Genomic DNA, 26310 nt, shown 5'->3' on the forward strand with positions numbered 1-26310 from the left:
GCATGTCAGGGGGTGCTCGGTGCCACTTTCCGCCTGATGCCTTCGCATCCCGCGAAACGGGTCGCCGAGATCAGCCCTCCGCGTCGAGCACCGTGACCACGATCACACGCCGGCCCAGGCCACGTACTCCTGGCGCTGCCGCCCCAGACCGTCGATCTCGGTCTCCACCACGTCTCCCGGCTGCACGTACGGGAACCGGCCCGACAGCGCCACACCCTCCGGCGTACCCGTGAGCAGCACGTCGCCCGGCTCCAGCACCAGGTACTGGCTCAGCGTGTGCACGAGCACGTCGACGCCGAAGATCAGGTCCGCCGTCGTGGAGTCCTGGCGCGGCTCGCCGTTCACCCACGACCGCAGGCGCAGGCCCGCGGGGTCGGCGCCGTCGGCCTCGTCGGGCGTGACCAGCCAGGGGCCGAACGGGGTGAACCCCGGCGCGCACTTGCCCTTCGACCACTGGCCGCCCGATTCCTCGAGCTGCCACGTCCGCTCGGACAGGTCGTTGGCGACGGCGTACCCGGCGATCACGTCCCGGGCCTGCTCGGGCGAGTCGAGGTAGGAGGCGCGACGGCCGATCACGACCGCGAGCTCGACCTCCCAGTCCGTCTTGGTGCTGCCCCGCGGGATCGTGACCGTGTCGTACGGCCCCGCGATGGTGTTCGGCGTCTTGAGGAAGATGACCGGCGCCTGTGGCGGCGCGGACCCGGACTCCGCGGCGTGCGCCGCGTAGTTCATGCCGACGCACACGATCGCCGACGGCCGGGTCACCGGCGAGCCGAACCGCACGCCGTCCGTCTCCACCACGTCGAGCGTCCCCGCCGCGAGCGCCGCCCGGGTGCGCGCGACGCCGTCGGCCTCGAGGAACGCACCGTCGACGTCCGCGGTCAGCGGGGTCAGGTCGTACCAGCTGGTGCCGTCGTGCACCACTGGGCGTTCCTGGCCGGGGGTTCCGATCCGGGCGAGCTTCATCCTTGCTCCTCTGTCTTGGGCTCCGCGATAGCGGTGGGAGCTGACCCACCGGGCACGTCTTCGGCGCGTTCGGCCGGCAGACCGTAGACGCGCCGGGCAGTACGGTGCCAGACAGCCGCCTGCTCGGTGGACGTCAGTCCAGCCAGCAGACCGGTCAGCGTGTCCACCCACTCGGCGTAGCGCGTGGCGAGGAGGCTGACCGGCCAGTCCGACCCGAACATGAGCCGCTCGGGTCCGAAGGCGTCCAGCGCACGGTCGACGGCGGGCCGCAGGTCCTGGCTCGACCAGTCGGTCCAGGATGCCTCGGTGACGAGGCCGGACAGCTTCGCGGTGACGTTGGGGTGGGCGGCGATCTCGCTGAGGGCGTCCGCCCAGCCGGCGAGATCACCGCCGTCGGCGGGTCCCGGGTCCGCGAGCGGTGGCTTGCCCAGGTGGTCCAGCACGAACGAGACCTCTGGCAGGTCGCGCACGAGCCGGCCCACGCCGGGCAGCTGCTCGTGCCTGGTCACGAGGTCGATCGTCAGACCATGCTCGGCCACTGCCCGCATGCCCCGGCGCAGGTCCGGGCGGTCGAGGTAGCCGGGGTCGTGCTCCGCCTGGACCATCGACCGGACGCCCACGAGGTGTCGGCCGCCAGGCCCGGAGCGGAGCCGGGTCAGCGCGCCGGCCACGCCGGGGTCCGCGAGCTCCACCCAGCCGACGACGCCCCGGATCACCTGGGCGGCCTCCGCGACGGCGAGCAGGTCGACCGTCTCGGCCTCGGTCGGCACCGACTGCACCACGACGGTGCCGGTCACGTGCTGCCCCGCCAGGGCGGCCGTCAGGTCGTCGGTGGTGAAGTCGGCGTCGATCGCCCGCATGGTCACCGGGTCGATCCAGGGCTGCGGCGTCCGCGTGCGGACCCACAGGTGGTGGTGCGCGTCTATCCGCTCCATCGAGGCGTCTCCTGTCTCCGTGCCCGGAGCACAGGCTAACGGCGCGTGCCTCAGTTCGTGCGGGAGGCCCGGACCAGCGCGACGCCCAGCGCCACCAGGATGGCCGCGGCCAGGCCGATGGACCCGACCGTCGCGCCGGTCGCGGCGAGGTTGGCGGAGCCCGGCCCTCCCGCGCCCGATCCCGGGGCCGGACCGGCCGACGGCTCCGGCGTCGGGCCCGGAGTGGGGCCCACGCTCGGAGTCGCACTCGGAGTGGGGCTCGGTACGGGCACCCGCACGACGGCGAAGTGCTCCTCGAGCCAGTTCTCGCCGGCACCGGTCACCTCTACCGAACGCTCGGTGACGTCAGCGGTGTACCCGTCGGGCACGGTCAGCGTGATCACGTAGTCGCCGGGCGCCAGGTCACCGGTGAAGTACCCGCCGGCGTCGTCGGAGGCCAGGGTGATCGACCCGCCGGGACCGGCCACCGTGACCGTGGCGCCGGCCACGGGGGCGTCGGCGTCGTCGGTCACCGTGCCGCCGACGGAGCCGGGACGGGACAGCCCGAAGTCCAGGTCGGCCAGGTCTTCGGTCGCGACGGTGACGTCGCGTGCTTCCCGCCCGTCGGCGCGGTACCCGTCGGGCGGCGTCACGCGCACCGTGTGGTCGCCGGGGAGCACACCGTCGAAGACGTAGGCGCCGTCGGCCGCCGTCGTGGTGCCGACCGTCCCGTCCGGGCCGGTCAGCGTCACGACGACCCCAGCGAGCGGTTCCTCGCCCACCGTCACCGTGCCGGAGAGCGACGCCGGCGCCCGGACGACGAAGTCGTTGCCGGTGCTGGCCTCCTCCTGGCCGACCGCCACCGTGATGCCGGCCGGCGAGGTGGCCGTCACGTACCCGTCGGGCAGGTCGCTCAGTGCGAACGTGTAGTCCTGCGGCCGGTCGTCGCCGGCGTCCCACCCGACGTCGTCGATCAGGTACTCGCCGGCCGAGCTCGTCACGGCGGTGAGCGGGGTGCCGCCGCCGACCGGCGTGAGCGTGACGGTCGCACCGGGGACGGGGGCGTCGTCGTCGGTGAGCACCGTGCCGCTCACGGCGACGGGCCGGACCTCGCGCGCCGGCAGGTCGACGCCGGTGGCGTCGGCGGAGCTGAGGTCGATGTCGTCGACCGCCCGTTCGCCGAAGGGGATCAGCCCGTGCGGGTAGGCGTCGCCCGCCTCCGGGAGGGTGGTGAGCTCCACGCGGTAGCCGGGCGCCGCGACGTAGCCGGGGAAGATGTACTGGCCGCTCTCGTCCGACGTCGCGGTGCCGAGCTCCGTACCGTCCGGGCCGAAGAGCGTGAGCGTCGCACCGGGAACGACCCCCTGCGGCGCACCGCCCGCATCGACCAGGTTCACGGTCCCGGCGATGTCGCGGGCCAGGGACGCCAACCACGTCTGGTACACCGGGAAGCCGCTGCGCTGGTAGAACTCGACGGTCAGGCTCGCGATCGGCGCGGTGGGCCGGAACCAGCCGGCGGCACCGGACGTGTCGGCGGCGGCAGCGTTGCCCAGCAGCTCGCCGGTGGCCGGGTCCCAGGTCGGCACGTCCTCCGGCGCCCCCGCGCAGGACGGCGACCCCGCCTCCTGGCAGTAGTTGAAGCCGCCCTGCCAGCCCAGGTCCGCGCCCGCGAGCAGCCGGCCGTCCGCGCCGCGTGCGGTCACCACCGCACGGTCGGCGTCGATGTCGCCCAGCATCAGCGCCCAGCCGCCCGCCGGCGTCGGGCGGGTGAAGGTGTAGGTGGTGGTCGACGGCGTCGTCGGCCGGTCGGCCTGCGGGCGGAGGTTGAGGTACTGCTGGTCACGGCTCGATCCGAAGGCCTCGCCCGGAGGCGTCGCCGGGCCGAGCCACGACGACGCGCCGGAGACGACGCCGACGCCGCCCCGCGAGTCGGAGGTCACCGTCGCGACGGGGAAGCCGCCGGCCGGCAGCCGCACCGTCGTCGACCAGTCGCCCGCCGATCCGGCCAGCGGCTCCCAGTCGGCCCATCCGGCGGACGTCTCCGCGGTCGCGGACATCGCTGGGACGACGGCGCTCAGCGCGGCAAGCACTACCGCCGCGAGTACGCCCAGGCCCGCTGGGGTGTGCTTCACAGTCGAAACGCTAAGAGAGAACCGGCGCGGCCGCGCGCGGACGGCCGCGCCGCGCCTCACCCGCCGTTCGACTGGCGGATGCCGTCGGCGAGCGCCTCGAACTCGTAGACGAACCCGCCCGCCGTCCCGCTGACCGTCATGTAGGCCTCGGTGGTGCCCGGTCTGATGGCGATGTTGGTGGCCGAGGTCAGCCCCTTGGCCCGTGGCGGCAGGGAGACCGTCGTGAGCAGCTCGCCGGTCGGGCTGTAGACGAAGATCTTGGCCTGGCCGTGGACGCCCTGGTAGACGTTCCCCGCGGCGTCGACGGCGTTGGAGTCGATCTGCGTGTGCCCGCCGTCGACCTGGACGGCGGGGTGGGCAGTCGTCACCTCCGTCAGGCCTGCATCGAGCCGGAAGTAGTCGAGCCGGTTCTCGGTGTGCTGGCTCACCCACAGGCCGTCGTAGTCCGGGGTGAACGAGATGCCGTTCGGGGCAGGCAGGTCCCGCGCGAGGACCGTCGCCTCGGCCGTCTCCTTGTCGATCCGCACGACACGGCCCTGCGGCTCCCACGAGGGATCCGCGTACCCGGTCGTGTCGGTGACGAAGAGGTTGCCGGACTCGTCGAACGCGACGTCGTCCGGCCGCATGGGCTCGCCCTCGACGTCGCCCGCGAAGAACGCCCGCCGATCGTCGCCGTCCGCGGTGATGCTGTCGATGCCGCCGCTCACGAAGTCGGTGAGGTAGAGCCTGCCGTCGTGCGGGCTGAACTGGGCGGACGTGTACGCGCTGGTCTCGTTCGTGTACACCGGGTCGACGTCGCGGGTGTCGACGTTGATCCGCAGCACCTTGGGCTCGCCCGCCGGGGCGGTCACGTCGACGACGAACAGGCTGCCGTCCGGGCCGAAGGTCGGGCCCTCGAGCAGGGTCATCCCCGTCGCCTCGTGCACGGAGGTCACCTGGACCAGCCTGGCCGCCGTCCGCTCCGGCGCGGGGTCGGGATGCCGCCCGCCCGCGGCGGCGTCGGCGGTGCCGGGGGCGGCGCAGCCGAGCAGCAGGCCGACCGCCGCGAGGGCGGGCAGGGCGCGGGCGGGCAGGGCGCGGGCCGGCAGGGCGGCACGGACCGCGCGGACACGCGCGGAGCAGGCGGCCGGCGTCCGGTGCACCGTCACCGGCCCGCCACCAGGACGTCGCCTATCTCGTTCGCGCGCCACTCGCGCAGAAGGCGGTGGAACGCGACGGGTCCAGGGCCGTAGGAGAAGCTCGGTCCCGTGCTCGCGCCCTCTCGGTTGTAGTAGCCGGGGGTGCACTCCGCCTGGAACGCGCTGTTGTCGTGGGCGGCGTCCCGGATGGTCTGCGCCCAGCCCGCCTGCGCGTCCTCGCTGGGCTCGATGTAGCGGGCGCCGGCCGCGCGGCCCTCGGCGACGACGGCGGCGATGTGCTCGGCCTGCTCCTGCAGGATGTGCGTGAAGTTCACGGAGTTGGCGTTCTGCAGGGAACCGAGGTGGAAGAGGTTCGGGAAGCCGTGGCTGTAGAAGCCGTGCAGCGTCTGCGGGCCGCGCCCCCACGCCTCCAGGAGCGCCTGTCCCCCCTTGCCGCGCACCGGCATGGTCCCGGACAGGACGCCGGAGACCCCGACCTCGAAGCCGGTGGCGAAGATGACGCAGTCGACCTCGTACTCGACGTCGCCGACCACCACCCCGGTCTCGGTCATCCGGGTGATCCCGCCGAAGTCCGCGGTGTCCACGAGGGTGACGTTCGCGCGGTTGAACGTCGGGAGGTAGACGTCGCTGAACGTCGGCCGCTTGCACATGTAGCGGTACCAGGGCTTGAGCAGCTCGGCGGTCGCCGGGTCGGTGACCTCGTCGTCGACCCGGGCGCGGATCTGGTTCATCTTCGCGAGGTCGACGAGCTCGTCGATCCGCTCGCGCTCCTCGTCGGACACGCTCGTGTCGACGGCTCCGGTGACGACCTTGCGCTGCAGCTGCGCGGTCGACGTCCAGCCGTCCTGCGTCAGGTCCTCCTCGACGGGCTCGCCGGAGACCACCGACAGGAAGTTGTCCATGCGCTCGCGCTGCCAGCCGGGCCGGAGCGAGGCCGCCCACTCCGGGTCGGTGGGCCGGTTGTCCCGGACGTCCACCGATGACGGCGTCCGCTGGAAGACGAAGAGGTGCTCGGCGTCGCGTGCCACGAACGGGATCACCTGGACCCCGGTCGCGCCCGTACCGACGACGGCTACCTTCTTGTCGGCGAGCCCCGTGAGGCCGCCGAACTGGTCGCCGCCGGTGTAGCCGTAGTCCCACCGGCTGGTGTGGAACGTGTGGCCCCGGAACGTCTCGATGCCGGGGATGCCCGGCAGCTTGGGCTCCGTGAGGGTGCCGGACGAGGTGATCACGAACCGGGCGTGGATGCGGTCGCCCCGGTCGGTCTGGACGACCCACTCGTCGGCCCCCTCGTCCCAGTCCAGGGCGGTCACGCGGGTGTGGAAGACGGCGTCGCGGTACAGCTCGAACTTCTGCGCGATCGCGACGGCGTGCTGCCGGATCTCCTCACCGGGCGCGTAGCGCCACTCCGGCACCGCGCCGACCTCCTCCAGGAGCGGCAGGTACACGTAGGACTGGATGTCGCAGTGGATGCCCGGGTAGCGGTTCCAGTACCAGGTGCCGCCGAAGTCGCCCGCCTCGTCCATCATCCGCAGGCTCTCGACTCCGGCCTCGCGCAGGCGGGCGCCGGTGACCAGTCCCCCGAATCCGCCGCCGACGACGAGCACCTCCACGGAGTCGGTCAGCGGCTCGCGCTCGACGCGCGGGGTGTAGGGGTCCTTGGCGTAGTAGCCGAAGGAGCCCGCAGCGCGACGGTACTGGGTGGCGCCGTCGGGGCGGATGCGGCGGTCGCGCTCGGCCGCGTACCGCGCGCGGAGCGCGGCGACGTCCAGCTCCTCGACGACCGGTGACTCCTGGGGTGAAGTTGTCATGGGACGGACGATAAACTTAACCCGGTCCTAAGTAAATAGGTTAGCCTGATCCTAAGTAAATACGGCCGGGCGGCGGCGCACGAACTACGGTGGGGACGTGACAACGACCGGGGACGACGCCGAGCGCGCGCGCCTGACCGAACAGATCCGGACGCTCAGCGTCGCGTTCGAGACCGGCGCGCTCCCCACCCTCCTCAGCCCCTTGCTCACCGTCGAGCTCACGATCCAGCAGCTCAAGGTCCTCACGATGCTCGTCACCACCGACGACGGCATGACGAGCAGCGGGCTCGCCGAGGCTTTCGGCGTCTCGATGGCATCGATGTCCGGGCTGCTCGACCGCCTCGTCGCACAGGGCATGGTCGAGCGCACGAGCGACCCGCACGACGCGCGCGTCCGCCGGATCCACGCCACCGAGCACGGGCGGTCCTCGATGCGCCGCCTGGTCGCCGCGCGCCCGGAGCTGGCCGACGAGGTCCTTCTGCGCATCCCGCTGGACGACCTGCGGGGCCTGGCCCGAGGCATGGCTGCGCTGGGCGAGGAGCTCCGCCGCCTCCACCACCCCGACCGTTGAGTGCTGGATATTCGCCCCTCCGGCACGTCCGGAAGGGCGAATATCCAGCACTCAACGAGTCCGGACGGTTATTGCGCGAACTCGCGGGCCCGGATCTGGGCCAGGTGGGCGTGGACCAGCGGGAGGACCGAGGCGCCCTCGCCGCTCGCCGAAGCGACCCGCTTCATCGAGCCGGCACGTACGTCACCGACCGCGAAGATGCCCGGCACCGTCGTCTCGAGGCTGGCCGGGGGCTGGCCGTCGACCCAGAACTCCCGCGGCACGTCCCGGCCCGTGAGCACGAACCCCCGCTCGTCGAGCGCCACGCCGTCGGGCAGCCACGAGCAGTCAGGCTCAGCGCCGAGCAGGCAGAACAGGCCGTCGGCCAGCGTCTTGAACGGCTCGCCGGTGTCCAGGTTCTCGAGCCGGAGCCATTGGAGCCGCCCCTCCCCGCCGCCGTCGGTGACCACGGTCCGGGTCCACACCTGGATGTTCGGCGTCGCCTCGATCTCGCGGACCAGGTAGGCCGACATCGTCTCGGCCAGGCTCTCGCGCCGGACCAGTATCGTCACCGCGCCCGCGAACTTGGCGAGATGGATGGCGGCCTGCCCCGCTGAGTTGCCGCCACCGATCACGTAGACGTCGCGGTCCTGCAGCTCGCGCGCCATCGACGTCGCTGCGCCGTAGTAGACGCCGGCGCCCACGAGGTCGTCGACGGCGGGCACGCCCAGGCGGCGGTACTTCACGCCGGTGGCGATGACGACGGTCCGGGCGCACATCTGGGCGCCGGCGACGTGCACGTGCTGGTGCTCGGGCTCGTTCGCCGGTCCCGGCTCGATCCGGATCGCCGGGCGCCCGGTGAAGAACTGCGCGCCGAACCGGCCCGCCTGGATGCGGGACCGCTGGGCGAGGCGCATGCCCGAGATCCCTCGCGGGAAGCCGAGGTAGTTGCGGATCATCGAGCTCGACCCGGCCTGGCCACCGATGGCGTCGCGCTCGAGCATCACCGTGGCCAGCCCCTCGGACGCCGCGTAGACGGCCGCGGCGAGACCCGCCGGGCCGCCACCGACGATGGCCACGTCCGCGATCACGCCGTCGGGGATCGAGTCGAAGCCGCCGTAGATGGCCTCGGTGACCGCGGCGGGTGTCGCCGCCGAGAGCACGCGGCCGGTATGGGTGCGCACCAGCGGTAGCTCCGCGCCCACCCCGGCGGCCTCGACGATCTCCTGCGCAGCGTCGTCACCCGGCGCGAGCGACCGGTACGGGAAGCCCAGGCGCTCCAGGAGGTCCCGGACCGCCGCCGCGGCACGGTCGCCAGGCTCCGCGACCAGGTCGTTGATGGTCACCAGCGGCCGCCCGACCGACCACCCCCACTCCGACAGCAGCTCGATCAGCGCGGTGTGGAACTCCTCGTCGCGCGGGCCGCGCGGGATGACGACGAACGTGTCCATGTCGCGCCGCAGCGCCGCCGCCCGCAGGTCGTCGATGGCGTCGGCGAAGTCATCGAACCACACGAGCGCCACCCGCCGTGCCGTCGCGACGATGGCGGGCACGTGGTGCAGGAACTCGATCGACGTGCCCTCGTCCAGGACGTGCTCCGCCGCGACCATCGCGATCTGCGCGCCGTCGCGCACCAGGTCCCGCGCACGGTCCAGGCCCGCGTCGAAGCCCGGGGCGACCTCTATCCGGTAGTCCCGGTCGTACCGGGCGCGGAACTCCTGCTCGACGACGTCGGCGTGCTCGCCGACGACCAGGAGGATGACTGGCCTGTCGCTCATGGCGCAAGACTAGACGCGGCTGGGCTCGGTCGTACGGGCCGGGGCGCTCAGGCGGCGGCGCCGGGCGGGGTACGGCAGCGGGTGGGCCACCATGTACGCCGCGCCCTTGCAGATCAGCTCCTTGTACCTGGCGGCGAGGCGCCCGCCGGGCGCGGCCGGCTTGGCCCGGTCGTCGGCGGTGACCAGCTGGATGACGGCGTCCTGCCGGCCCAGGCTGATGCACTGGTGCACGTAGCCCAGAGGCGCGTTCGGGAGCTTCCCGCCGGTCAGGCGCGCGGCGATGGAGTCGGCCGCCTGCCAGGCCATCGGGATGCCCGAGGCGCACGACATCCGCAGCGGCGTACCCAGCGGGCCGTCGGCCAGCGCCGCGTCGCCCACCGCGTAGACGTCCGGGTGGGAGACCGACCGCATGGTGCCGTCGACGACGACCTGGCCGCTCGCCGAGACCCGCAGGCCCGTCGCGGCCGCGATCGGGTGCACCGCGAACCCCGCCGACCACGCGGTCACGTCCGCCGGGATCGTCGTGCCGTCGCCGGTCAGCACCTCGGTGGCGCCCACCTGCTCGACGTCGGCGTGCTCGTGCACGGTGACACCGAGCCGGTCGAAGACCGTGCGCACGTGCCGCTGCCCGGCCGGCGAGAGCCAGTCGCCCAGGTCGCCCCGGACCGCGAGCGCCACGTCCAGGTCGCCACGTGCCTCGGCGAGCTCGCTCGCCGCCTCGATGCCGGTCAGCCCGCCGCCGACCACGACCACCCGGCCGCCGGGGGCCAGCTCGGCGAGCCGGTCGCGCAGCCTGAGCGCGCCCGGTCGGCTCGCGACCTCGTAGGCGTGCTCGGCGACGCCCGGCACACCGTGCTCGGCCATCGAGCTGCCCAGGGCGTAGACGAGCGTGTCGTAGCCCAGCTCGGCCGAGCCGCCGTCGGCCGTGCCGCCGTTGGCATCGCCGCCCTCGGCATCCGTCAGGGCGACCACCTTGCGGTCGACATCGACCGCGGTGACCCGCGCGACGCGCAGGGTGACTCCCGTGCCGGCGAGCATGTCGGGCAGCGGCCGCGGGCGCAGCTCCTGCCCGGCCGCCACCTGGTGCAGGCGGACCCGTTCGACGAAGTCGGGCTCGGCGTTGACGAGGACGAGGTCCACGTCGTCGGCGTGCAGGCGCCGTGCCAGGCGGCCTGCGGCGGAAGCGCCGGCGTAGCCGGCGCCGAGGATGACGATGCGGTGCTTCATGTGATCACTCAGCCTGTCGCGGGATCGGGTCACGGGATCGGTCATGCCACCTGAACCAGATGGCCGGCCGATCCCTGACACCCGCGGCTGTGAGCCCGGTCACCAGCCCTTGATCAACGGCTCCCCGTGGTCCGACGCCGCCCACTGCCGCGCGGCGCGGCCGAGCTTGTCCCGGTTGACCTGGCTGAGTACCGCTGCGATGCCGTCGGTGGTGGCCTCCAGCGTCATGACGCCGATGAGCTCGCCGTCCACGACGGCGACCAGCGCCGGGCTGCCGTTGGCGGTCCAGGCGTAGATGTCCGGGCTGCCGCCCAGCGCCGCCCGCTTGGCCTCGGCGGGCTTGAAGAGCCCGCGCAGGAACTTCGCGACGGCCTCGGCGCCGAAGAACGGCTTGGTACGCGCCGGGACCTTGCCGCCGCCGTCGCCCACGCCCATCGCGTCCGAGGTCAGCAGCCTGATCAGCGGCTCCGTCCGGCCGCTCGTCGCGGCGGCGAGAAACTCCTCCACGACCTGCCGGGCCGCGGCCTGGTCGACGTCGGCGCGGGACCGCTCGGTGGCCAGGTGCTGCTTGGCGCGGTGGAAGATCTGCTGGCTGCCGACCTCCGTGATGTCGAGCATCTCGGCGATCTCCGCGTGCGAGTACGCGAACGCCTCCCGCAGCACGTAGACGGCGCGCTCGTTCGGGGTGAGGCGCTCCATCAGCACCAGCACCGCCGTCGACACGGAGTCGCGCTGCTCCGCGGTGTCCGCCGGACCCAGCATCGGGTCGCCGCCCAGCACCGGCTCCGGCAGCCACTGGCCGACGTAGACCTCCCGCCGGGCACGCGCCGACCCCAGCTGCGTGAGGCAGAGATTGGTCAGCACCCGGGTCAGCCAGGCCTCCGGCACCCTGATCTGCGCGCGGTCGGCGGCCTCCCAGCGCAGGAAGACCTCCTGGACGGCGTCCTCGGCCTCCGCAGCGGAGCCCAGCAGGCGGTAGGCGATGGCCTCGAGACGCGGGCGGAAACCTTCGAAGGCCTCCAGCTCGTCGGGCCGCAACGACTCCTTGGTCATGCGCCCGACCCTACGACGTCGGCGGAGCGGGCCGCTGCGGCCCCGAGCGACCGGAAAGTTCGCCCGCGGGCAAGGGCCGGTTCCACGCGCCACGGGACGGCCTGCGGCTCTACGCTGATCCCACCATCGAGCCGGGCTCGCCGGCCCGGCTCCAGGTCGCCCGGACGGGAGTCAGCATGTCCTTCACCACTCGTGGTTTCTCCGGCCGCAGACGTGAGCCGGACGCACGCCTCCCACCCGGTCAGACGCTGGTCCAGGACTGGCCGGTGCTCAGCGCCGGACCCACCCCGCGTGTCGACACCGCGGACTGGGAGCTCACGATCCGCGACGAGACCGGCGCCGACCACCGCTGGAGCTGGGACCAGTTCCTCGCGCTCGGCGTCGAGGACGTCACCGTCGACATCCACTGCGTCACCCACTGGTCGAGACTCGACATGGCGTGGCGTGGCGTCAGCCTCGACAAGGTCTTCGAGAACGTCGAGTCCGAGCACGAGTTCGTCATGGCGCACTCCTACGGCGGCTACACGACGAACATCCCGCTGGAGGACCTGCTGGACGGCAAGGCCTGGATCGCCACCGAGGCGGACGGCGGGCCGCTGGACCCCGAGCACGGCGGCCCGGCGCGTCTGCTCGTGCCGCACCTGTACTTCTGGAAGAGCGCCAAGTGGCTCCGCGGGTTGACGATGATGCCCGACAACGACCCGGGCTTCTGGGAGCAGTACGGCTATCACCTCTACGGCGACCCGTGGAAGGAAGAGCGGTACTGGTGAGCGCGCAGCCCGCCGCCTCGGCCCGAAGGTCGCGGCCGCGCGCCGCGTGGCACGTCGCGACCGTCGTCGAGACCCGCCACGAGACGCCCGACGCCGCGCGGCTCGTCCTCGACGTGCCCACGTGGCCGGGAAGCGAGGCGGGCTCGCACCTCGACGTGCGCCTCACCGCTCCGGACGGCTACCAGGCGAGCCGCTCCTACTCGATCGCCTCGTCGACCCCGGCGGGGCAGGTGGTCCTCGCGATCGACGAGCTGCCGGACGGCGAGGTCTCGCCGTTCCTGGTCCGCGAGGTACGGCCCGGCGACCAGCTCGAGCTGCACGGCCCGCTGGGCGCGTTCTTCGTCTGGCGGCCGGGCGAGAGCACCCGTCCGGTCCAGCTCGTGGCGGGTGGCTCCGGCGTCGTCCCGCTGTACGCCATGGCCGCCGCCCACGGCGCCACCGGCGACGACTCGCCCTTCCGGCTGCTGTACTCGGTCCGGACCCCGGCCGACGTCTTCTTCGCGGACGAGCTGGCCGCACTCGCCGGACCGGCCTTCGGACTGGACCTCGTCTACACGCGAAAGGCCCCGGACGGCTGGCCCGATGCCGTCGGGCGGCTCACCCGGGAGTCGCTCGCCGCCCGCACGATCCCCGCGGCGGAGCAGCCGCGGGTCTATGTCTGCGGCTCGACGGGTTTTGTCGAGACGGTCGCCGGCTGGCTGCAGGAGCTCGGCCACCCGGCGGCGGACATCCACACCGAGCGCTTCGGAGGTCTTTAGATGACGAACCATCTTGACGGCAATGTTCTCGCGGGCGCGCTCTCCGAGGTGTTCACGGCCGACGTGACCTCCGCGCGCGCCCGCTGCGGCGGCTGCGGCCGGATGGGCGCGCTCGCCGAGGCCATGGTCTACACCAACGCGCCCGGCCTGGTGGCTCGGTGCGCGGGCTGCGACCAGGTGCTGGCCACGATCGTCGACACGGGCGACCGCCTGATCCTCAGCCTGGCGGGCCTGAGCGCGATCGAGCTGACCCGCCCCCTCTCGACTCGTTGAGTGCTGGCTATTTGCGCTCGTACGGGCCGATCCGGCGCAAATAGCCAGCACTCAACGGGCAGCTAGTGGGACGTGAGGTAGGCGTCCAGGCTCGCCAGGTCGTCGGTGTTGATGTGGTCGACGCCGGCGGCCGCCAGCTCGCTCCACACCGCCTCGCGTGCGGCGCCCGGCTGGTCGGGCGTGGCCCAGAACCGGACCCGGTAGCCCGTCGCGTGCGCCTGGCCCACGAACGCGTGCAGGCGCTCCCGCTCGGCGGCGGGCATCGGGCCCACGCCCTGCCAGGTGAATAGCTTGGTCCAGTTGTCGCTGACCAGCGGCATCAGGTTCGCCGGGAGGCCGGAGCCGAGGTCCGTGGAGCGCCCGTCGTAGAACGCGTACCGCACGGGCTGCGCACGCATGGTCTCCAGGGGCCGGTTGCCGCTGATGACGGCGGTCACCGGGCCGGTCTTGACCCGCCCGTGCACGGAACGCGTCATGAGCCGCGCGTGCTCGGCGAGCGCCTCGTGGACGGCGGCGTAGGTGGTCTCGCCCTCGGACTTGATGTCGATCAGGAGCTGCAGGCTGCCGTCCCAGCCGGGGTATACGCTCCGGCCGCGGCCGCGCGTCAGGTCCTGCAGCGGGTCGAGGTAGAGGCTCTCCAGCGTCCGGCCGGGGTCGACGTCGACGAGGTCGTGCGCGACGAGCAGCTCGCCGTCGACCAGCCAGACGTCAGCCTCGACGCTCGTGAAGCCGTGGGACAGCGCGTCGTACAGCGGGCGCTCGTGCTCGTAGTCGTTGTGGGCGTGCGCGGCGTCGTGCGGCTCACCCAGGTCGACGCCCCGTCCGGGCGAGGTGGCCGACGCCGGCGTCGCCAGCCCCGCGAACAGGGTCGCGGCCGCGAGGGCCGCGCCGACGATCGTTCTTCCGCGCATTGTCGTCTCCATGTACCTGCTGGATGCCTGCTGGCTGGTCAGCTCATGCAAGCGCCGGCCGCTGACGAACGGGTGAACTGGGGACGACGGCGAGCCGTCGGCGAGCGGAACCGCTCCGGCGGACCCGATGAGGCCTGATAGAATGAACATCAGTTCATTGAACCTGGCGAGCAGCCACGAGGAGGCGTGATGCCCCGCACCACCGCACAGAACGAGGCGCTGAGGACCGCAACGCGAGAGACCGTGCAGACCGCGGCGATCCGCGTCTTCGCCAGGGACGGGTTCACCGCCGCGAGCATCCGGACGATCGCCGCGGAGGCCGGCCTGAGCGTCGGGTCCATCTATCGCCACTATGCGACGAAGCACGAGCTGTTCGACGAGTTCCTGGTCCAGGCCACCACGGGCCTCGCCGCGGCGGCGGCACGCCTCGAAGGACCGGGCTCGCCGATCGACCTGGTCCGCGAGTTCACTACCGCCTACCTGGCTGACCTGGCCGCCGACGACGGCGCAGCGGAGTTCTCCGAGGTCGTCAGCCAAGGGTTCAGCACCGACACCCCGACCGGGACGAGGGCTCGGCTCCTTGCGCCGCACCGGACGCTCTGGCAGGCCTTCTCCGCCGTCGTACGCCGCGGCCAGGAGGCCGGACAGCTCGCCGACGGCGACCCCGACACCATGACCGTGTGCTACTTCGCGACGCTCTCCGGCCTCACCACGATGCGCGTCGCTCTACGCCACGACGTGAACCTGCCCAGCGCCGAGCTGGTGCTCCGCACGCTCACAGCAGCCACACCGACAGCCACACTCACAGCAGGGAGCGACGATGATTGAGGTCAAGCGCGGCGACGAGCTGGGCGAGCCGTACCGCCGCGGGATCACGGAGGTCCTCGTCCGCGGCTTCGCCGAGGACTTCGCCTATTTCTCCGACGACCCAGGCGTCCTCACGGACGCCTTCGAGCACATGCTCCTGCTCGACCGCTTCTACGTCGCCGTCGTGGACGGTGAACCGGCGGCCATCGCGTCCGTCACCGAGGGCACCCAGGAGTGCTTCGCCCCGCGATGGGACAGGATCCGGCAGCATCTCGGCCCCGTCCACGGGACGATGAGCTACCTCGTCGTCCGCAGCCAGTTCCTCGGGGCGTACGACGGCGCGCGGGCCGGCCTCGCGGAGATCGGCTTCGTCACCACCGCCCCGCGGTTCCAGGGACGCGGCGTCGCCACCGCGCTCATGCGCCACCTGATGGCACTGCCGGAGTACGAGGAGTACGTCCTCCGCGACATCAAGGACACGAACGCCCCAGCCCTGGGCCTGTACACGAAGCTCGGCTTCGCCGAGTCCGTCCGGCGACCGGTCCGGTTCGCGAAGCGGGCAGGATTCGCCGCGTACGTCTCCATGAGCCTCGCACAGGACTGATCGCCAGTGGCCCAGTGGTGACAGGGACGCGCGTCGCCCCTGGGCATGGGTACCTCTTCCCCTTTCGGGATGTTCAAGGAACTGCAAACATCTCCCTAGCCGGTGCGGAATACCGCACCGGCAGGCTGAACCACCGGGTCCGTGACCCGTTGAGGGGAGAACATTCATGAGGAGAGCGCCTGCGCTTCTCGCGGTGATCGCTTTGATGGCCTCGATGTTGGCTGCCGTGGTGGGTGTGGCAGCACCTGCGTCCGCCGCGGCCAGGGATGGCAGCTGCGACAGCGGTGAGTTCTGCTACTACTACAACAGCGACAACGCGGGGTCCGTCTCGGACTTCGCCGGGTCGATCAGCGACCTGGGCGCCACCCAGCCGTCGTGCTACGACTTCAAGAGCTCCGGCGGCGGCCAGGGCGAGTGCGTGAAGAACAACGCTGCCTCGGTGTGGAACCGCTCTGGCGAGACGGTCCGCGTCTACTTCAACACCGCGTTCGGCGGCATCTACCAGAACATCGGCGCGGGGTACAAGGGACAGCTCAGCGCGGACCTGTACAACAACAACGCCTCGCACCAGTTCGTCGGGACCGCCGGGACCGACACCGGCGCCCGCAGCGGCACCTGTGAGACCGGCGAGTTCTGCTACTACTACAACAGCGGCAACACGGGGTCGATCTCCGACTTCACCGAGTCGGCGGGCAGCTACGGTGACGCGCAGCCCGTCTGCTACGACTACAAGGGTGCGGGCGCCGGCCAGGGCGAATGCATCAAGAACAACGCGGCCTCCGTCTGGAACCGGTCCAGCAAGACCGTCCGCGTCTACTTCAACAGCAACTACGGGGGCTCCTACCAGGACGTGGCCGCCGGGTTCAAGGGCCAGCTCAACAGCACCCTCTACAACAACAACGCCTCGCACCAGTTCGTCGGCGCCACGGCTCCGGGCGGCGGCTCGCGCAGCGGCACCTGCGAGACCGGCGAGCTCTGCTACTACTACAACAGCGGCAACACGGGGTCCATCTCGGACTTCACCGACTCGGAGGGTGACTACGGCGCGACGCAGCCGTCGTGCTTCGACTACAAGGGCGCAGGAGCCGGCCAGGGCGAGTGCATCAAGAACAACGCGGCCTCCGTCTGGAACCGGTCCAGCAAGACGGTCTGCATCTACTTCAACAGCTACTACGGCGGTTCCTCGCAGAAGGTGGCTGCGGGCTTCAAGGGCCAGCTGAACAGCACGCTGTACAACAACAACGCCTCCCACAAGTTCATCACGACGGCCGACTGCCCCGTCTCCAGCGGCCCCGTCGACCCGGGCGAGCCCGGCGGGGACACCAGCGGTGACTACGCGCAGAAGGTCGAGCGCGTCATCCAGGCCGCGCTGGCGCAGACCGGCCAGGGCTACACGTACTCGTGGGGCGGCGGCAACAAGTACGGCCCGACCTACGGCGTCTGCTGCAGCCCGGGTGGCTACGACGACCGGAACCGGTTCGGGTTCGACTGCTCGGGCCTGACGCAGTACGCGTTCTGGCAGGGCGCGGGCGTCGACATCGGCACCTACACCGGTGCGCACCTGAGCAAGGGCACCAAGGTCTCGATGAGCAACCTCCAGCGCGGCGACCTGATCATGTGGGGCGGCTGGTCGAGCACGTACCACGTCGCGATATATCTAGGGAACGGAAAGATGGTCGAGGCGTCGTCGCCCCGGACCTCGACCAGCGTGCACGTGACGAACGTCTACGGCGGTGACTTCGGGATCCGCGTGAACATGTGATCCTTGCGCCAGAGCGGACGGCACGGTCCTGTCACCGAATCGGTGACAGGACCGTGCCGGTCCCGTATCCGGGTCCGCTCACTTCTTGATCGCGTACCGCAGCAGCACGAGGCCGTTCTCGAACCCGGTGGCCTCCAGCAGCTCCAGGTCCTGCCGGTCCTCGAAGACGTGGGTGCCCTTGCCCCGCGACGTCGGGCAGACCCGCAGCTGGACCTCGTCCACCACACCGGCGTCGAGCAACGAACGCATGAGCCGCAGGCTTCCCCACAACCAGATGTCCTTGCCGCTCTGCTCCTTCAGCTCCCGGACGGTCGCCACCGCGTCGCTCGTCACCGTCGCGGCGGGAAAGTCGCCCCAGGGGGCGTCGTCCAGCTTTGACGACGCGACGAACTTGGTGAGGCCGTTGAGCTTCTCGCCGTACTCGCCCTGGTCCTTCGCCTGCGGCCAGTAGTCCTTGGACATGGCATAGGTGTTCGCGCCGAGGATCATCGTGTCGACCGAGTCGATGAACTCCATGACGTTCGTCTTGTACGGGCTCTTCTCGTCCTCGGTGAAGGGCGCCACGGTCACGAAGCTGAGCCCGCCGTCCTCCTCCGCCGCGATGTTGTCGACGGTGACCCACTGCTGGACTATGAGCTTTCGCATGGCTTGTTCCTCCGGTTCGGCGCGGCCCCTGCGGCCGCCGTCAACCCTGGGACGGAGCCGACGACGAGTTCTCGACATCCACAGCCCTCAAGATTTTTCTCGGCGCCACGGACGCGGGCACCGCTCCGCGCTACCGGGATCTGGGACGGGGAAGCCCCGCGCCTGGGCCCCGAGGAGCTCACCGAGAAGAGTCGCCACCAGGCCGTGATCCGCTCGGCCTTCCCGCGTAGGGCTTCGGGCGTCAGACGCCGTACAGGACGGTGGTGTCGCCCTCGGTCCAGGCGTTGTCGACGGTGAGGTGCTGGATGACCCAGGCGTCATCCTGGCGCACGAGGTCGACGTTGTACCGGTTGGTCATCAGGACGTGGCGTGAGTGGTCGCCGCGCGGCAGGTGCTGGCACGCCACGATGGCCTCCAGGCTCGCGGTGTCGCCGTCGACGCTGGCCCGCGGGTTGCTCACGGAGTGTGTCGTGTCCAGCTTGCTGAGCGAGTCCGCCAGGGCTGCGGCGATCGTCTCCTTGCCGTTCACCTCTGGGTAGTCGAAGCCGGCCTTCCTCGTGGCGGGCCCGAAGTCTGCCACTGCGTCGTTGGCGAACGCCGACTCGAGCAGGGCTCGGTCGCGCAGGTCGAGACCGGCCGCGTAGCGGTAGAGGGCTTCGACCACGGCGAGCTTGTCCGCTGTTGCCGTCGGGGTGGTGGTGCTGTCGATGACCGACATGACGCTTCCTTGTCTGACGATGCGATGGTGAGACCAACGTATCCCTCTAATCGACACCTGTCGAATAGGGTGTGTGTCGGAAGCGCTCAGGGAGTGGAACGTCATGTACGGTGCGGCTCATGGTGAGTGAACGGCCCGCGGTGACTGGTGAGGACCCGCGGTTCACGCGCTCGCGACAGGCGATCGCGGACACGCTGGCCGACCTCATGCAGCGGACAGACACGTGCCCTTCGGTCTCCACCCTGGCGGAGGCCGCTGGGATTCACCGTGCGACGTTCTACAACCACTTCGACTCGGTCGAGCACGCCGCGGTGCACGTGATCACGAGCGACTTCCGCGCCCTGCGGGCCCTCGACTTCGGTGACCGCCAGCTCGGCGCCGACCCGGCCTCGGTGGCGTTGGCGACGCTGAACACCATGCTCGAGACCCTTCGGCGACGCAGAAGCCTCTTCCTGCTGGCCTCGATCTGGCAGTCACCGAGCGGGCTGATGGGCATCGGGGACCTCCTCGTGGACCAGATCCGGAATTTTCGGCACGAGTTCGGCGGCGAGGATCAGCAGTCCGACGCCGACAGTGCCGTCGAGGACATCTACACAGCCTGCGGGATGAACGGCGTCCTGTCGGCCGCGCTCGGGGACAGTCTCGACGACGAGCCGGAGGAGATCGCTCGCCGCCTGTACGCCGCCCTGCCCGACTGGATGCAGCACCCACGGACGGCGGCGCCATGAGGAGCTCCCGGTCTGACCCTGCCGTCCGCCTGCTGGCCGTCACGCTCGACTGCCCAGATCCCGCTGCGCTTGCCCGGTTCTACAGCGGGGCCCTCGACCTGCCCATCACGGTGTCCACGCCTGGCTTCGTCCTGGTCGGCCGCGAGGGCTCGCCCGGGTTGGGTTTCTACCGGGTGGACGACTATCGCCCACCGACCTGGCCGGACTCCGCCGTGCCGAAGCAGGTCCATCTCGACCTGGGAGTGGACGACCTGGATGCGGCCCAGGCCCGGCTCCTCGCTCTGGGGGCCGTCGAGCCCGAGGTGCAGCCGCTACCCCACAAACGCCGGGTTCTGCTGGACCCCGCCGGCCACCCGTTCTGCATCACCCTCTGAGAACGGGCCGAGCGCCGCGCTGAACGTCGCGCCCATGTCCGCTGGATCACACGACCGGGCTCGCTTTGCGGACCCAACCTGTCCGGGTCTATCCATAGCGTGCAGGTGAACCGGGAAAGGCCCGGCCTGCGAGAGGAACCTCAGCTATGAGTGGACGACTGCTGGTCTACGGCGCGACCGGGTACACCGGTCGTCTAGTCGCGGAGCGGGCGGTGCAGATCGGTCTGGACGTGACGGTGGCCGGACGGGACGCCGGAAAGGTCCGCGAGCTGGCAGGCGTGCTGGGCGTCGCGTCTCGCGTGTTCGACGTCGATGACGTCGACGCGGTGCGCAGCGCACTGCAGGACGTCGACTGTGTGCTCAATGTCGCCGGACCGTTCCGGCACACGGCCCGTCAGCTGATGGACGCGGCCATCGAGGCCGGCGTGCACTATCTCGACACGACCGCCGAGTTCGAGACCTTCGCGCTGGCGGAGTCCAAGGACGCCGAGGCGTCTCGTGCCGGGGTCATGGTCATGTCCGGGACCGGGTGGGACGTGGTGCCGAGCGACAGCCTCGCCCTGCACACCGCCCGCCGGGTGCCCGATGCCGAGAAGCTTACGATCGCACTGCGCGTGACCGGCGGCTTCTCCCGCGGCTCGCTGGCCAGCTCTGCCGGAATCGAGGACCTGGGCACCCTGGTACGCCGGTCCGGCGAGCTGACCCGGCTCGACGCGGGCGCCACGCGGTCGTTCGACTTCGGGAACGGCCCCGAGGACTGCGTACCGGTCCCGATGGGCGACCTGATCACCGGACTGCGGTCGACCGGCATCGGGAACATCGAGGTGTTCCTGGGCACCGACGCCGGCTTCCCCGACGTCGACGACGCCAGCGCTGGCCCCACCGCGGACGAGCGCAGCCAGGGCCGCTACCTGGCGCTGGTGGAGGTGACCGGCCGGAACGGTCAGGTGGCGCGGTCGCTGATCGACACTCCCACCGGTTACACGTTCACCCAGCTGAGCTCGGTCGAGATCGCACGCCGGGTGCTCGACGGGCAGTTCACCGCCGGGTTCCAGAGCCCCGCCTCGGCCTACGGTCCGGAGCTGGCCACCGGTATCGCGGACACCACCATCGTCGACCTCTGACTGGCGCGGGCGGGCGACCGAACACGCACCACGGTCGGGGGTGGCACGTCCGCCGCCCCGGTCAGATGTTGCACTCGACCAGCGCCACGGCACGTCGTCGTACCGCCTCGCGTACGGACTCCGGGGACAGGACCGTCAGCGGAACCCCCAGACGCATCAGGTACTCCCCGAGGGACTCCGCGTCCGTGCCGCCGATCCGCACGATCGTGGCCCGCGGTCCATCGGGCTCGTGAGTACCTGCGGTGGGCGGCACCGCACGCATCGCGTGGTCGAGCGAGAGCGGCAGGCGCACGGTCGCGTAGAGCGGGTAGTCGCTGACGAGCATCTCGGCGACGAGCTGTGCGGCGTCGGGCGGGTTCTGCAGGTGCACCACCCGGCCGGTGGGGTGGACGTCGATCACCCGGTCGGCGCGGAAGGTCCGCCAGGCTCCCCTGGCCACGTCCAGCGCCACGAGGTACCAGCGGTTCCCGGTGAAGACCAGGCGATACGGATCGACGTCACGCACCGTGTCGGTCCCCTGCATGCTCCGGTAGGACAGCGTGATCCGCTCGCTGCGCCGGCAGACCTGCGCCAACCCGGCGAGCATCCCGGACGAGAGCGGTTGCCCGCAGACCCTCGTGGTGTGCTCGAAGACGTCGTCCATCGCGCCGAGCCGGGACGCCACCCGCGCCGGTAGGAGCTGGCGCAGCTTCAACAGCGCCGACAGCACCGCCTGGTCATCGCCGAGCACCCTGGTCTGCGCGGCCTCGCGCAGCGCCACGCTGACGGCCAGCGCCTCCTCGTCGTCGAGCACGAGGGGCAGGTGGCTGCGACTTTCCCTGAGCCGGTAACCACCCCAGTGGCCTGGATCTGACTCGACGTCGTAGCCGAGGTCACGCAACCGGGCGACGTCTCGGCGCACCGTCCGCTCCGTGACGTCCATGCGCTGCGCGAGCTCGCCGGCCGTCCAGCTCGTCCGCGACCACAGGAGGGACAGCAGCTGGAGCAGCCGCGAGGAGGTGCTGATCACGACTGTCCAACACGGCCGGCCCCGGCCGTAGTCCGCGAGGTCCGGCCGCGCCGCCGGGGTGTGCCGCGCCCAGGCAGCCACACCCCGGGTCCGCGGCCGGTCCGCGCGTAGCCTCGAACACATGGCAACGAGAGAGAACGCGTTCGGGGAGTTCCTCACGGCCCAGCGTGCCCGGGTCTCCCCGCAGGACGTCGGCCTGCCGACGGCCGGCTCCCGGCGGGTCAAGGGTCTGCGGCGGGAGGAGGTGGCCGTCCTGGCGGGGGTCAGTGCCGACTACTACGCACGCCTCGAGCAGGGTCGGGAGCGGACGCCGTCGGCCCAGGTCGTCGAGGCGATCTGCACCGCACTGCAGCTGGGCCCGGACGCACAGGCGCACGCGTTCCGGCTGGCCCGCCTGACACCGGCCACGCTGCCCACGAACGACCAGGTAGGCCCGGACATGCTGCGCCTGCTCGACAGCATGCCGAACGTCGCCGCCTACGTCGTCAACCCGGCATTCCGGATCCTGGCCACCAACCCCGTGGCCGGGGAGCTGCTCGGCGCCGAACAGGCCGCCCAGGGAGCCGTGCCCTTCCTGTTCACCAACTCTGCCTCACGCCGGTACTTCATGGACTGGGAGCACATCGCGCGCGCCGCGGTCAGCGCGCTTCGGCTGGCGGTGGGATACAGCCCTGTGCACCCGGAGGTGTCCGCACTGGTGACCCGGATGGAGAAGGAGAGCCCGGACTTCGCACGGCTGTGGCAGGACCACCGTGTGACCGGCCTGAGCGCGACGACCAAGCGCATCGACCACCCCGCCGTCGGGCAGCTGGAGCTGGTCTACCAGACGTTCGAGAGCCGGGACGCACCGGGGCAGCAACTCACGGTAGCCACTGCGGCGGCCGGCTCGCCCAGCGCCGACTCCCTCGCACTCCTCGGCACCATCGCGGCCGACCGCGCGGCTTCCACGGAACACGCCGACCCGAAGTAGGGCCCCGGAAACCAGGGAGTGCCACACCTAGGGAGCCACTGCCTTCTCCACCGCCGCAGTGCACCGCAGGCTGGAGCCGTACCGGACCACCGGTGCGCACCACACCACGAGAGGGCACTTCGATGGCACAGGTTCTGGAGATCACCACGCTCCGCCCCGCACCCGGGCTCACGCCAGAGGACTTCGTCACCGCGAACGCGGACATCGACGACTACCTGCGGCGGCAGCCCGGATTCCAGTGGCGGCGGATCACCGTGCGCGACGACGGCACCGTCGTCGACATCGTCGCCTACGACAGCATGGCCCACGCACGGGCCGGCGCCGGTGGCATCACCGGCGAGATGGGCGACTCCCCCGTCCACGCCACGATCGACCACACGAGCGTCGACTGGCAGCTGACCACTGTCCTGCACGGCGTCGAAGCCTCCGCCGTCGCGGGGAGCTGACCAGGTGTGACCGGGCGCTCACCACTTCCCGGACCGGATCTGTCCGGGAAGCGACCTAGCGTCGAACCACGTTCACGACCGAGAGGAATCGACATGACCGGCATCAAGTCCTCCACGACAGGCAGTGGGGCCGAGCACGACCCGGCCCAGCAGACCCTGGCCCACGCCGACGCCACCGCCCTGGAGGTGCGCGCCCTGTACGAGCAGATCGAGCAGCGCATCCTGCAGCGCACCTGGACCCTGCCCGAGCTGGCGGTCGGGTTCACCAACGACGCCGCCTACGTGGGCCGCCTCGTCCTGGCCGCCGAGCGCACCTGGGACATCGACGGCGACGTCGACGCCGAGCTCAAGCACAAGCTCGCCGAATGCATGTGGTGGCTCTTCGTCCTGGCCGACAAGCTCGACGTCGACCTGCCCGCCGCCTATGCCGAGACCATGCAGAAGATAGGAGGTGGGCTCCGTGGCTGAGGCGCTGCCCCTGACCGATCACCTCGCCGCGTCCGACGAGCCGGAGCTCGTCCGTTCGCCCGCGACCCGCTACGTCTTCGTCACGGGGGCAGGAGCCCCGGGCGACGACGAGTACTACCGCAAGAAGGCGCTGGTCGTCGACGTCGCCCGGGTGCTCGCCCCAGCAGCGTCGCCCGGTGCGTCGGATCCGGTGGCCGAGGGCCAGTACTGGTACCCCGAAGGCTCGACGCCGGTCGGCATCGCGGACTTCTACAGCGTGAACCCGGTCTCGGAGCTGCAGTACCGCCTCATGGCCGCCGTCGGAGCCACGACCACCGACAAGGACATCGCGGCTGCTCGTGACGCGGCGGCGAGCCCTTCGGACACGGCGCAGGACCGGCTCGGGCTGTTCGACCTGCCCGAGGAGACCGTCGTCCAGGTGATGCACCACGGACCCTTCGCCGACGAGCTCGCCACGCTCAACCGGCTCGGCCAGTTCGCCGAGAGGGCAGGCCTCGCTCGCAACGGGCCCCACCGAGAGATGTACCTCGACGCCTACACCAGCGAGACCCCGCAGGACACGCTGCGCACGATCCTGCGGGATCCCGTGGCCTGAGCGTCGCCGACCGCTGTCAGGCGACCGGCTCCCAGTCCGAGCAGGCAGCGGTGCCCCAGTGTTGGCAGCGGAAAGCTCCTGGGCATCTCCTGGTGTCTGAACCCCTACGGGGTCGCACACACACCTTCCTCCCAGGCGCCTCGGGATGAACTCCGTGCGAGATGACCGCGCGCTGAGGCGGTACGGGGGCGAGGATCTCACATCCAGGGTGTGGCACTCCTAGGCAGCTGCGTCCTTCCCCGGCCGCGGACGTCGTCGACAAGATCAAGGCCGACGGCGGTAAGGCAGTAGCGCTGGAGCTCGACGTCACCGACACCACAACCTTCCCGGCCTTCGCCACGAGCGTCAGCAGCACCCTGCAGGAGACCTGGGGCCGGACCGACTTCGACCACCTCGTCAACAACGCCGGCTACGGCCTCTACAACCCCATCGCCACAGTCACCGAGGAACAGTTCGACGGCCTGTTCCGCGTGCACCTCAAGGGACCGTTCTTCCTCACCCAGACCCTGCTGCCCCTGATCACCGACGGCGGCCAGATCGTGAACCTCGTCAGCGCGACAAGCCGCGTGGCGACCATCGGTGTCGCGCCGTACGCCAGCTTCAAGGGCGGCCTCGAGGTCCTGACCCGCTACATGGCCAAGGAGTTCGGCGACCGCCGGATCCGGGCGAACTCGATCGCCCCCGGCACCATCCGCACCGAGCTGGGCGGCGGCCTGAACGACGAGTTCGAGGCGCAGCTAGCCGGCCGCACCGCACTGGGCCGGGTCGGTGAACCCGAAGAGGTCGGTGGTGTCATCGCGAGCCTGCTCTCCGACGACAACCGCTGGATCAACGCCCAGTCGATCGAAGTTTCCGGAGGGTTCGACATCTGACGCCCGGCCGTGGCCTCTTGCGGGTCAGCCCTTCCGCGTGCTCGATCGCATTCACAGCGCGGTAGGAGTCGGCCCACGTCGTGCGGCGGTTCCACCACAAACCCTCCAGGCAGTAGCACGAAAGGGGGCTTCGTCGACATCCAGCGGAAGGCGGCTGGTCCGAACGCATCCTGATGGCCGAGTTCGCAGGAACGCAGACCAACCCGTTCGCACATGGGCCTGCGTTGCTCTGGTTCGTGTAGGTCCTACGGTGGTCAGGAGACGACAACCTTGGAGGCGGAGACGTGACCGACGACCTCGAACCCGGCAAGCAGGCTGGCAAACAGCCCGGCGCGCACCCTGACCTGGAGTCCCGGTACCGCGCCGACCTCGCCGCGCTCAACGAGCGCCGGCTCGACGACCTCGTGGAGCACGTGCACGACGAGCTGACCTACAACGGTGCCAGGGAGAAGCGCCTAACGGCGACACACCGGGCCCACCGAGATAGTCGACCTAGAACGGAAAGAGCAGTGCGTTTCTGTTGCGGTGCTCAAGTTCTACAAACCTTTCAGGCCCGGAGATCCGCAGATCTCCGGGCCTGACTTTGTAGCGGGGGCAGTGTTGAGTCTCAGGACATCCCGGACAGCGTGTCTCCAGACATCCCGGCCACCGCCGAGCACGATCAGCAGGTATGTCCAAGGCCCGGCTGGTCATCACCGCCGTCACCCGCGCCCACCAACCTGTCGCCCAGGTCGCCCGCGAGTACGACGTGGCCCGCTCCTGGATCTACGAGCTCCTGGCCCGCTACCGCGAAGAAGGCGAAGCAGCATTCCAGCCCCGCTCACGCCGCCACGCCGGACGCCTGCACCACATCGGAGTCGGACGAACCTACGCCGGAACCTACGTCCTGATCCTGGCCGAAGACCT

The 26310-nt window shown here is 71.0% G+C and carries 28 protein-coding genes and 1 pseudogene; 16 read left to right on the forward strand and 13 right to left on the reverse strand.

What is annotated here, in order from left to right; genetic code table 11:
* Positions 1–102 precede the first annotated feature (102 nt).
* From ACFO6V_RS20925 to ACFO6V_RS20945, 5 genes are read right to left on the reverse strand one after another with little or no spacing between them, the layout of a single operon-like run.
* A complete protein-coding gene (locus ACFO6V_RS20925; protein ID WP_377138854.1) occupies positions 103–966 on the reverse strand; it encodes a fumarylacetoacetate hydrolase family protein in 864 nt (287 codons plus the stop codon).
* On the reverse strand, positions 963–1901 hold the full coding sequence (locus ACFO6V_RS20930; RefSeq protein WP_377138857.1) for an amidohydrolase family protein: 939 nt from the start codon (positions 1899–1901) through the stop codon (positions 963–965). Before ACFO6V_RS20930 ends, ACFO6V_RS20925 begins: the two co-directional genes overlap by 4 nt.
* 50 nt (positions 1902–1951) lie before the next feature.
* Complete coding sequence (locus ACFO6V_RS20935; protein ID WP_377138859.1) at positions 1952–4012, reverse strand: MSCRAMM family protein; 2061 nt, start codon at positions 4010–4012, stop codon at positions 1952–1954.
* A 56-nt stretch (positions 4013–4068) separates the two neighbouring features.
* Positions 4069–5160 carry an SMP-30/gluconolactonase/LRE family protein gene (locus ACFO6V_RS20940; protein WP_377138862.1) on the reverse strand — a complete coding sequence of 364 codons (1092 nt, stop codon included), beginning with the start codon at positions 5158–5160 and terminating at the stop codon, positions 4069–4071.
* Complete coding sequence (locus ACFO6V_RS20945) at positions 5157–6962, reverse strand: flavin-containing monooxygenase (protein ID WP_377138865.1); 1806 nt, start codon at positions 6960–6962, stop codon at positions 5157–5159. Before ACFO6V_RS20945 ends, ACFO6V_RS20940 begins: the two co-directional genes overlap by 4 nt.
* Positions 6963–7059: 97 nt before the next feature.
* Here ACFO6V_RS20945 and ACFO6V_RS20950 point away from each other — a divergent pair, with 97 nt between their 5' ends.
* Entirely contained in the window at positions 7060–7533 is a 474-nt protein-coding gene (locus ACFO6V_RS20950) for a MarR family winged helix-turn-helix transcriptional regulator (protein ID WP_377138868.1), read from the forward strand.
* A 68-nt stretch (positions 7534–7601) separates the two neighbouring features.
* Here the strand turns inward: ACFO6V_RS20950 and ACFO6V_RS20955 are convergent, their stop codons facing one another.
* The 3 genes from ACFO6V_RS20955 to sigJ all read right to left on the reverse strand — a co-directional run bounded on the left by ACFO6V_RS20955 (position 7602) and on the right by sigJ (position 11570).
* Positions 7602–9290, reverse strand: coding sequence for an NAD(P)/FAD-dependent oxidoreductase (locus ACFO6V_RS20955; RefSeq protein ID WP_377138870.1), 1689 nt, complete (start codon positions 9288–9290; stop codon positions 7602–7604).
* Positions 9291–9299: 9 nt separating this feature from the next.
* Positions 9300–10517: an NAD(P)/FAD-dependent oxidoreductase gene (locus ACFO6V_RS20960; protein ID WP_377138873.1), complete on the reverse strand. Its 1218-nt coding sequence runs from the start codon at positions 10515–10517 to the stop codon at positions 9300–9302.
* A 99-nt stretch (positions 10518–10616) separates the two neighbouring features.
* On the reverse strand, positions 10617–11570 hold the full coding sequence (gene sigJ, locus ACFO6V_RS20965) for an RNA polymerase sigma factor SigJ (RefSeq protein ID WP_377138876.1): 954 nt from the start codon (positions 11568–11570) through the stop codon (positions 10617–10619).
* Positions 11571–11746: 176 nt separating this feature from the next.
* Here sigJ and ACFO6V_RS20970 point away from each other — a divergent pair, with 176 nt between their 5' ends.
* The 3 genes from ACFO6V_RS20970 to ACFO6V_RS20980 are packed head-to-tail and all read left to right on the forward strand — an operon-like array spanning position 11747 to position 13371.
* Positions 11747–12340: a molybdopterin-dependent oxidoreductase gene (locus ACFO6V_RS20970; protein ID WP_377138878.1), complete on the forward strand. Its 594-nt coding sequence runs from the start codon at positions 11747–11749 to the stop codon at positions 12338–12340.
* The gene (locus ACFO6V_RS20975) at positions 12337–13098 is read left to right on the forward strand and encodes a ferredoxin reductase (RefSeq protein WP_377138881.1); all 762 of its coding nucleotides are present in this window, start codon (positions 12337–12339) and stop codon (positions 13096–13098) included. The genes ACFO6V_RS20970 and ACFO6V_RS20975 overlap by 4 nt, the downstream gene beginning before the upstream one ends.
* Positions 13099–13371: a DUF6510 family protein gene (locus ACFO6V_RS20980; RefSeq protein WP_377138883.1), complete on the forward strand. Its 273-nt coding sequence runs from the start codon at positions 13099–13101 to the stop codon at positions 13369–13371.
* A 62-nt stretch (positions 13372–13433) separates the two neighbouring features.
* Here ACFO6V_RS20980 and ACFO6V_RS20985 read toward each other — a convergent pair whose 3' ends face one another.
* Positions 13434–14282: a phosphatidylinositol-specific phospholipase C/glycerophosphodiester phosphodiesterase family protein gene (locus tag ACFO6V_RS20985; RefSeq protein ID WP_377138885.1), complete on the reverse strand. Its 849-nt coding sequence runs from the start codon at positions 14280–14282 to the stop codon at positions 13434–13436.
* Between the two features lie 189 nt (positions 14283–14471).
* Between ACFO6V_RS20985 and ACFO6V_RS20990 the strand changes: the two genes are divergently transcribed.
* From ACFO6V_RS20990 to ACFO6V_RS21000, 3 genes are all read left to right on the forward strand, one after another.
* Complete coding sequence (locus tag ACFO6V_RS20990) at positions 14472–15110, forward strand: TetR/AcrR family transcriptional regulator (protein WP_377138887.1); 639 nt, start codon at positions 14472–14474, stop codon at positions 15108–15110.
* Positions 15103–15693 carry a GNAT family N-acetyltransferase gene (locus ACFO6V_RS20995; protein WP_377138889.1) on the forward strand — a complete coding sequence of 197 codons (591 nt, stop codon included), beginning with the start codon at positions 15103–15105 and terminating at the stop codon, positions 15691–15693. Before ACFO6V_RS20990 ends, ACFO6V_RS20995 begins: the two co-directional genes overlap by 8 nt.
* Positions 15694–15859: 166 nt before the next feature.
* Positions 15860–17455 carry a peptidase inhibitor family I36 protein gene (locus tag ACFO6V_RS21000; RefSeq protein ID WP_377138891.1) on the forward strand — a complete coding sequence of 532 codons (1596 nt, stop codon included), beginning with the start codon at positions 15860–15862 and terminating at the stop codon, positions 17453–17455.
* Positions 17456–17533: 78 nt separating this feature from the next.
* On the opposite strand, the gene ACFO6V_RS21005 is transcribed toward ACFO6V_RS21000, so the two are convergent.
* Both ACFO6V_RS21005 and ACFO6V_RS21010 read right to left on the reverse strand, forming a co-directional pair.
* Positions 17534–18100, reverse strand: coding sequence for a dihydrofolate reductase family protein (locus ACFO6V_RS21005; RefSeq protein WP_377138894.1), 567 nt, complete (start codon positions 18098–18100; stop codon positions 17534–17536).
* 241 nt (positions 18101–18341) lie between these two features.
* Positions 18342–18818 (reverse strand): nuclear transport factor 2 family protein, encoded by a 477-nt coding sequence (locus ACFO6V_RS21010; protein WP_377138896.1) that lies wholly within the window; start codon positions 18816–18818, stop codon positions 18342–18344.
* Positions 18819–18937: 119 nt separating this feature from the next.
* Here ACFO6V_RS21010 and ACFO6V_RS21015 point away from each other — a divergent pair, with 119 nt between their 5' ends.
* From ACFO6V_RS21015 to ACFO6V_RS21025, 3 genes are all read left to right on the forward strand, one after another.
* Positions 18938–19546, forward strand: coding sequence for a hypothetical protein (locus tag ACFO6V_RS21015; protein WP_377138898.1), 609 nt, complete (start codon positions 18938–18940; stop codon positions 19544–19546).
* Positions 19543–19920 carry a VOC family protein gene (locus ACFO6V_RS21020; protein WP_377138901.1) on the forward strand — a complete coding sequence of 126 codons (378 nt, stop codon included), beginning with the start codon at positions 19543–19545 and terminating at the stop codon, positions 19918–19920. Before ACFO6V_RS21015 ends, ACFO6V_RS21020 begins: the two co-directional genes overlap by 4 nt.
* Before the next feature lie 146 nt (positions 19921–20066).
* On the forward strand, positions 20067–21044 hold the full coding sequence (locus ACFO6V_RS21025) for a saccharopine dehydrogenase family protein (RefSeq protein WP_377138903.1): 978 nt from the start codon (positions 20067–20069) through the stop codon (positions 21042–21044).
* A gap of 61 nt (positions 21045–21105) precedes the next feature.
* Here the strand turns inward: ACFO6V_RS21025 and ACFO6V_RS21030 are convergent, their stop codons facing one another.
* The gene (locus ACFO6V_RS21030; protein WP_377138906.1) at positions 21106–22053 is read right to left on the reverse strand and encodes a helix-turn-helix transcriptional regulator; all 948 of its coding nucleotides are present in this window, start codon (positions 22051–22053) and stop codon (positions 21106–21108) included.
* A gap of 121 nt (positions 22054–22174) precedes the next feature.
* Here ACFO6V_RS21030 and ACFO6V_RS21035 point away from each other — a divergent pair, with 121 nt between their 5' ends.
* The 5 genes from ACFO6V_RS21035 to ACFO6V_RS21055 all read left to right on the forward strand — a co-directional run bounded on the left by ACFO6V_RS21035 (position 22175) and on the right by ACFO6V_RS21055 (position 25404).
* Complete coding sequence (locus tag ACFO6V_RS21035) at positions 22175–23023, forward strand: helix-turn-helix domain-containing protein (RefSeq protein ID WP_377138909.1); 849 nt, start codon at positions 22175–22177, stop codon at positions 23021–23023.
* A gap of 122 nt (positions 23024–23145) precedes the next feature.
* Entirely contained in the window at positions 23146–23469 is a 324-nt protein-coding gene (locus tag ACFO6V_RS21040) for a hypothetical protein (protein WP_377138912.1), read from the forward strand.
* Positions 23470–23562: 93 nt separating this feature from the next.
* Entirely contained in the window at positions 23563–23937 is a 375-nt protein-coding gene (locus tag ACFO6V_RS21045) for a nucleoside triphosphate pyrophosphohydrolase family protein (RefSeq protein WP_377138914.1), read from the forward strand.
* Positions 23930–24532: a GyrI-like domain-containing protein gene (locus ACFO6V_RS21050; protein ID WP_377138917.1), complete on the forward strand. Its 603-nt coding sequence runs from the start codon at positions 23930–23932 to the stop codon at positions 24530–24532. The genes ACFO6V_RS21045 and ACFO6V_RS21050 overlap by 8 nt, the downstream gene beginning before the upstream one ends.
* A gap of 227 nt (positions 24533–24759) precedes the next feature.
* The gene (locus tag ACFO6V_RS21055) at positions 24760–25404 is read left to right on the forward strand and encodes an SDR family NAD(P)-dependent oxidoreductase (protein WP_377139182.1); all 645 of its coding nucleotides are present in this window, start codon (positions 24760–24762) and stop codon (positions 25402–25404) included.
* A 254-nt stretch (positions 25405–25658) separates the two neighbouring features.
* Here the strand turns inward: ACFO6V_RS21055 and ACFO6V_RS21060 are convergent, their stop codons facing one another.
* Positions 25659–25823 carry a hypothetical protein gene (locus ACFO6V_RS21060; protein ID WP_377138920.1) on the reverse strand — a complete coding sequence of 55 codons (165 nt, stop codon included), beginning with the start codon at positions 25821–25823 and terminating at the stop codon, positions 25659–25661.
* A gap of 251 nt (positions 25824–26074) precedes the next feature.
* Between ACFO6V_RS21060 and ACFO6V_RS21065 the strand changes: the two are divergent.
* A pseudogene (locus tag ACFO6V_RS21065) lies at positions 26075–26233 on the forward strand (helix-turn-helix domain-containing protein); the annotation flags it as partial.
* Positions 26234–26310 lie beyond the last annotated feature (77 nt).

Origin of the sequence: Promicromonospora alba (assembly GCF_042654905.1) — a bacterium.
GTDB classification, from domain to species: Bacteria; Actinomycetota; Actinomycetes; order Actinomycetales; family Cellulomonadaceae; genus Promicromonospora; species Promicromonospora alba.

Coding starts and splice junctions, on each gene's coding strand:
- ACFO6V_RS20925 (WP_377138854.1), bottom strand. CDS start 966: ATGAAGCTCGCCCGGATCGGAACCCCCGGCCAGGAACGCCCAGTGGTG.
- ACFO6V_RS20930 (WP_377138857.1), bottom strand. CDS start 1,901: ATGGAGCGGATAGACGCGCACCACCACCTGTGGGTCCGCACGCGGACG.
- ACFO6V_RS20945 (WP_377138865.1), bottom strand. CDS start 6,962: ATGACAACTTCACCCCAGGAGTCACCGGTCGTCGAGGAGCTGGACGTC.
- ACFO6V_RS20955 (WP_377138870.1), bottom strand. CDS start 9,290: ATGAGCGACAGGCCAGTCATCCTCCTGGTCGTCGGCGAGCACGCCGAC.
- ACFO6V_RS20960 (WP_377138873.1), bottom strand. CDS start 10,517: ATGAAGCACCGCATCGTCATCCTCGGCGCCGGCTACGCCGGCGCTTCC.
- sigJ (WP_377138876.1), bottom strand. CDS start 11,570: ATGACCAAGGAGTCGTTGCGGCCCGACGAGCTGGAGGCCTTCGAAGGT.
- ACFO6V_RS20970 (WP_377138878.1), top strand. CDS start 11,747: ATGTCCTTCACCACTCGTGGTTTCTCCGGCCGCAGACGTGAGCCGGAC.
- ACFO6V_RS20980 (WP_377138883.1), top strand. CDS start 13,099: ATGACGAACCATCTTGACGGCAATGTTCTCGCGGGCGCGCTCTCCGAG.
- ACFO6V_RS20985 (WP_377138885.1), bottom strand. CDS start 14,282: ATGCGCGGAAGAACGATCGTCGGCGCGGCCCTCGCGGCCGCGACCCTG.
- ACFO6V_RS20990 (WP_377138887.1), top strand. CDS start 14,472: ATGCCCCGCACCACCGCACAGAACGAGGCGCTGAGGACCGCAACGCGA.
- ACFO6V_RS20995 (WP_377138889.1), top strand. CDS start 15,103: ATGATTGAGGTCAAGCGCGGCGACGAGCTGGGCGAGCCGTACCGCCGC.
- ACFO6V_RS21000 (WP_377138891.1), top strand. CDS start 15,860: ATGAGGAGAGCGCCTGCGCTTCTCGCGGTGATCGCTTTGATGGCCTCG.
- ACFO6V_RS21005 (WP_377138894.1), bottom strand. CDS start 18,100: ATGCGAAAGCTCATAGTCCAGCAGTGGGTCACCGTCGACAACATCGCG.
- ACFO6V_RS21010 (WP_377138896.1), bottom strand. CDS start 18,818: ATGTCGGTCATCGACAGCACCACCACCCCGACGGCAACAGCGGACAAG.
- ACFO6V_RS21015 (WP_377138898.1), top strand. CDS start 18,938: ATGGTGAGTGAACGGCCCGCGGTGACTGGTGAGGACCCGCGGTTCACG.
- ACFO6V_RS21020 (WP_377138901.1), top strand. CDS start 19,543: ATGAGGAGCTCCCGGTCTGACCCTGCCGTCCGCCTGCTGGCCGTCACG.
- ACFO6V_RS21025 (WP_377138903.1), top strand. CDS start 20,067: ATGAGTGGACGACTGCTGGTCTACGGCGCGACCGGGTACACCGGTCGT.
- ACFO6V_RS21035 (WP_377138909.1), top strand. CDS start 22,175: ATGGCAACGAGAGAGAACGCGTTCGGGGAGTTCCTCACGGCCCAGCGT.
- ACFO6V_RS21040 (WP_377138912.1), top strand. CDS start 23,146: ATGGCACAGGTTCTGGAGATCACCACGCTCCGCCCCGCACCCGGGCTC.
- ACFO6V_RS21045 (WP_377138914.1), top strand. CDS start 23,563: ATGACCGGCATCAAGTCCTCCACGACAGGCAGTGGGGCCGAGCACGAC.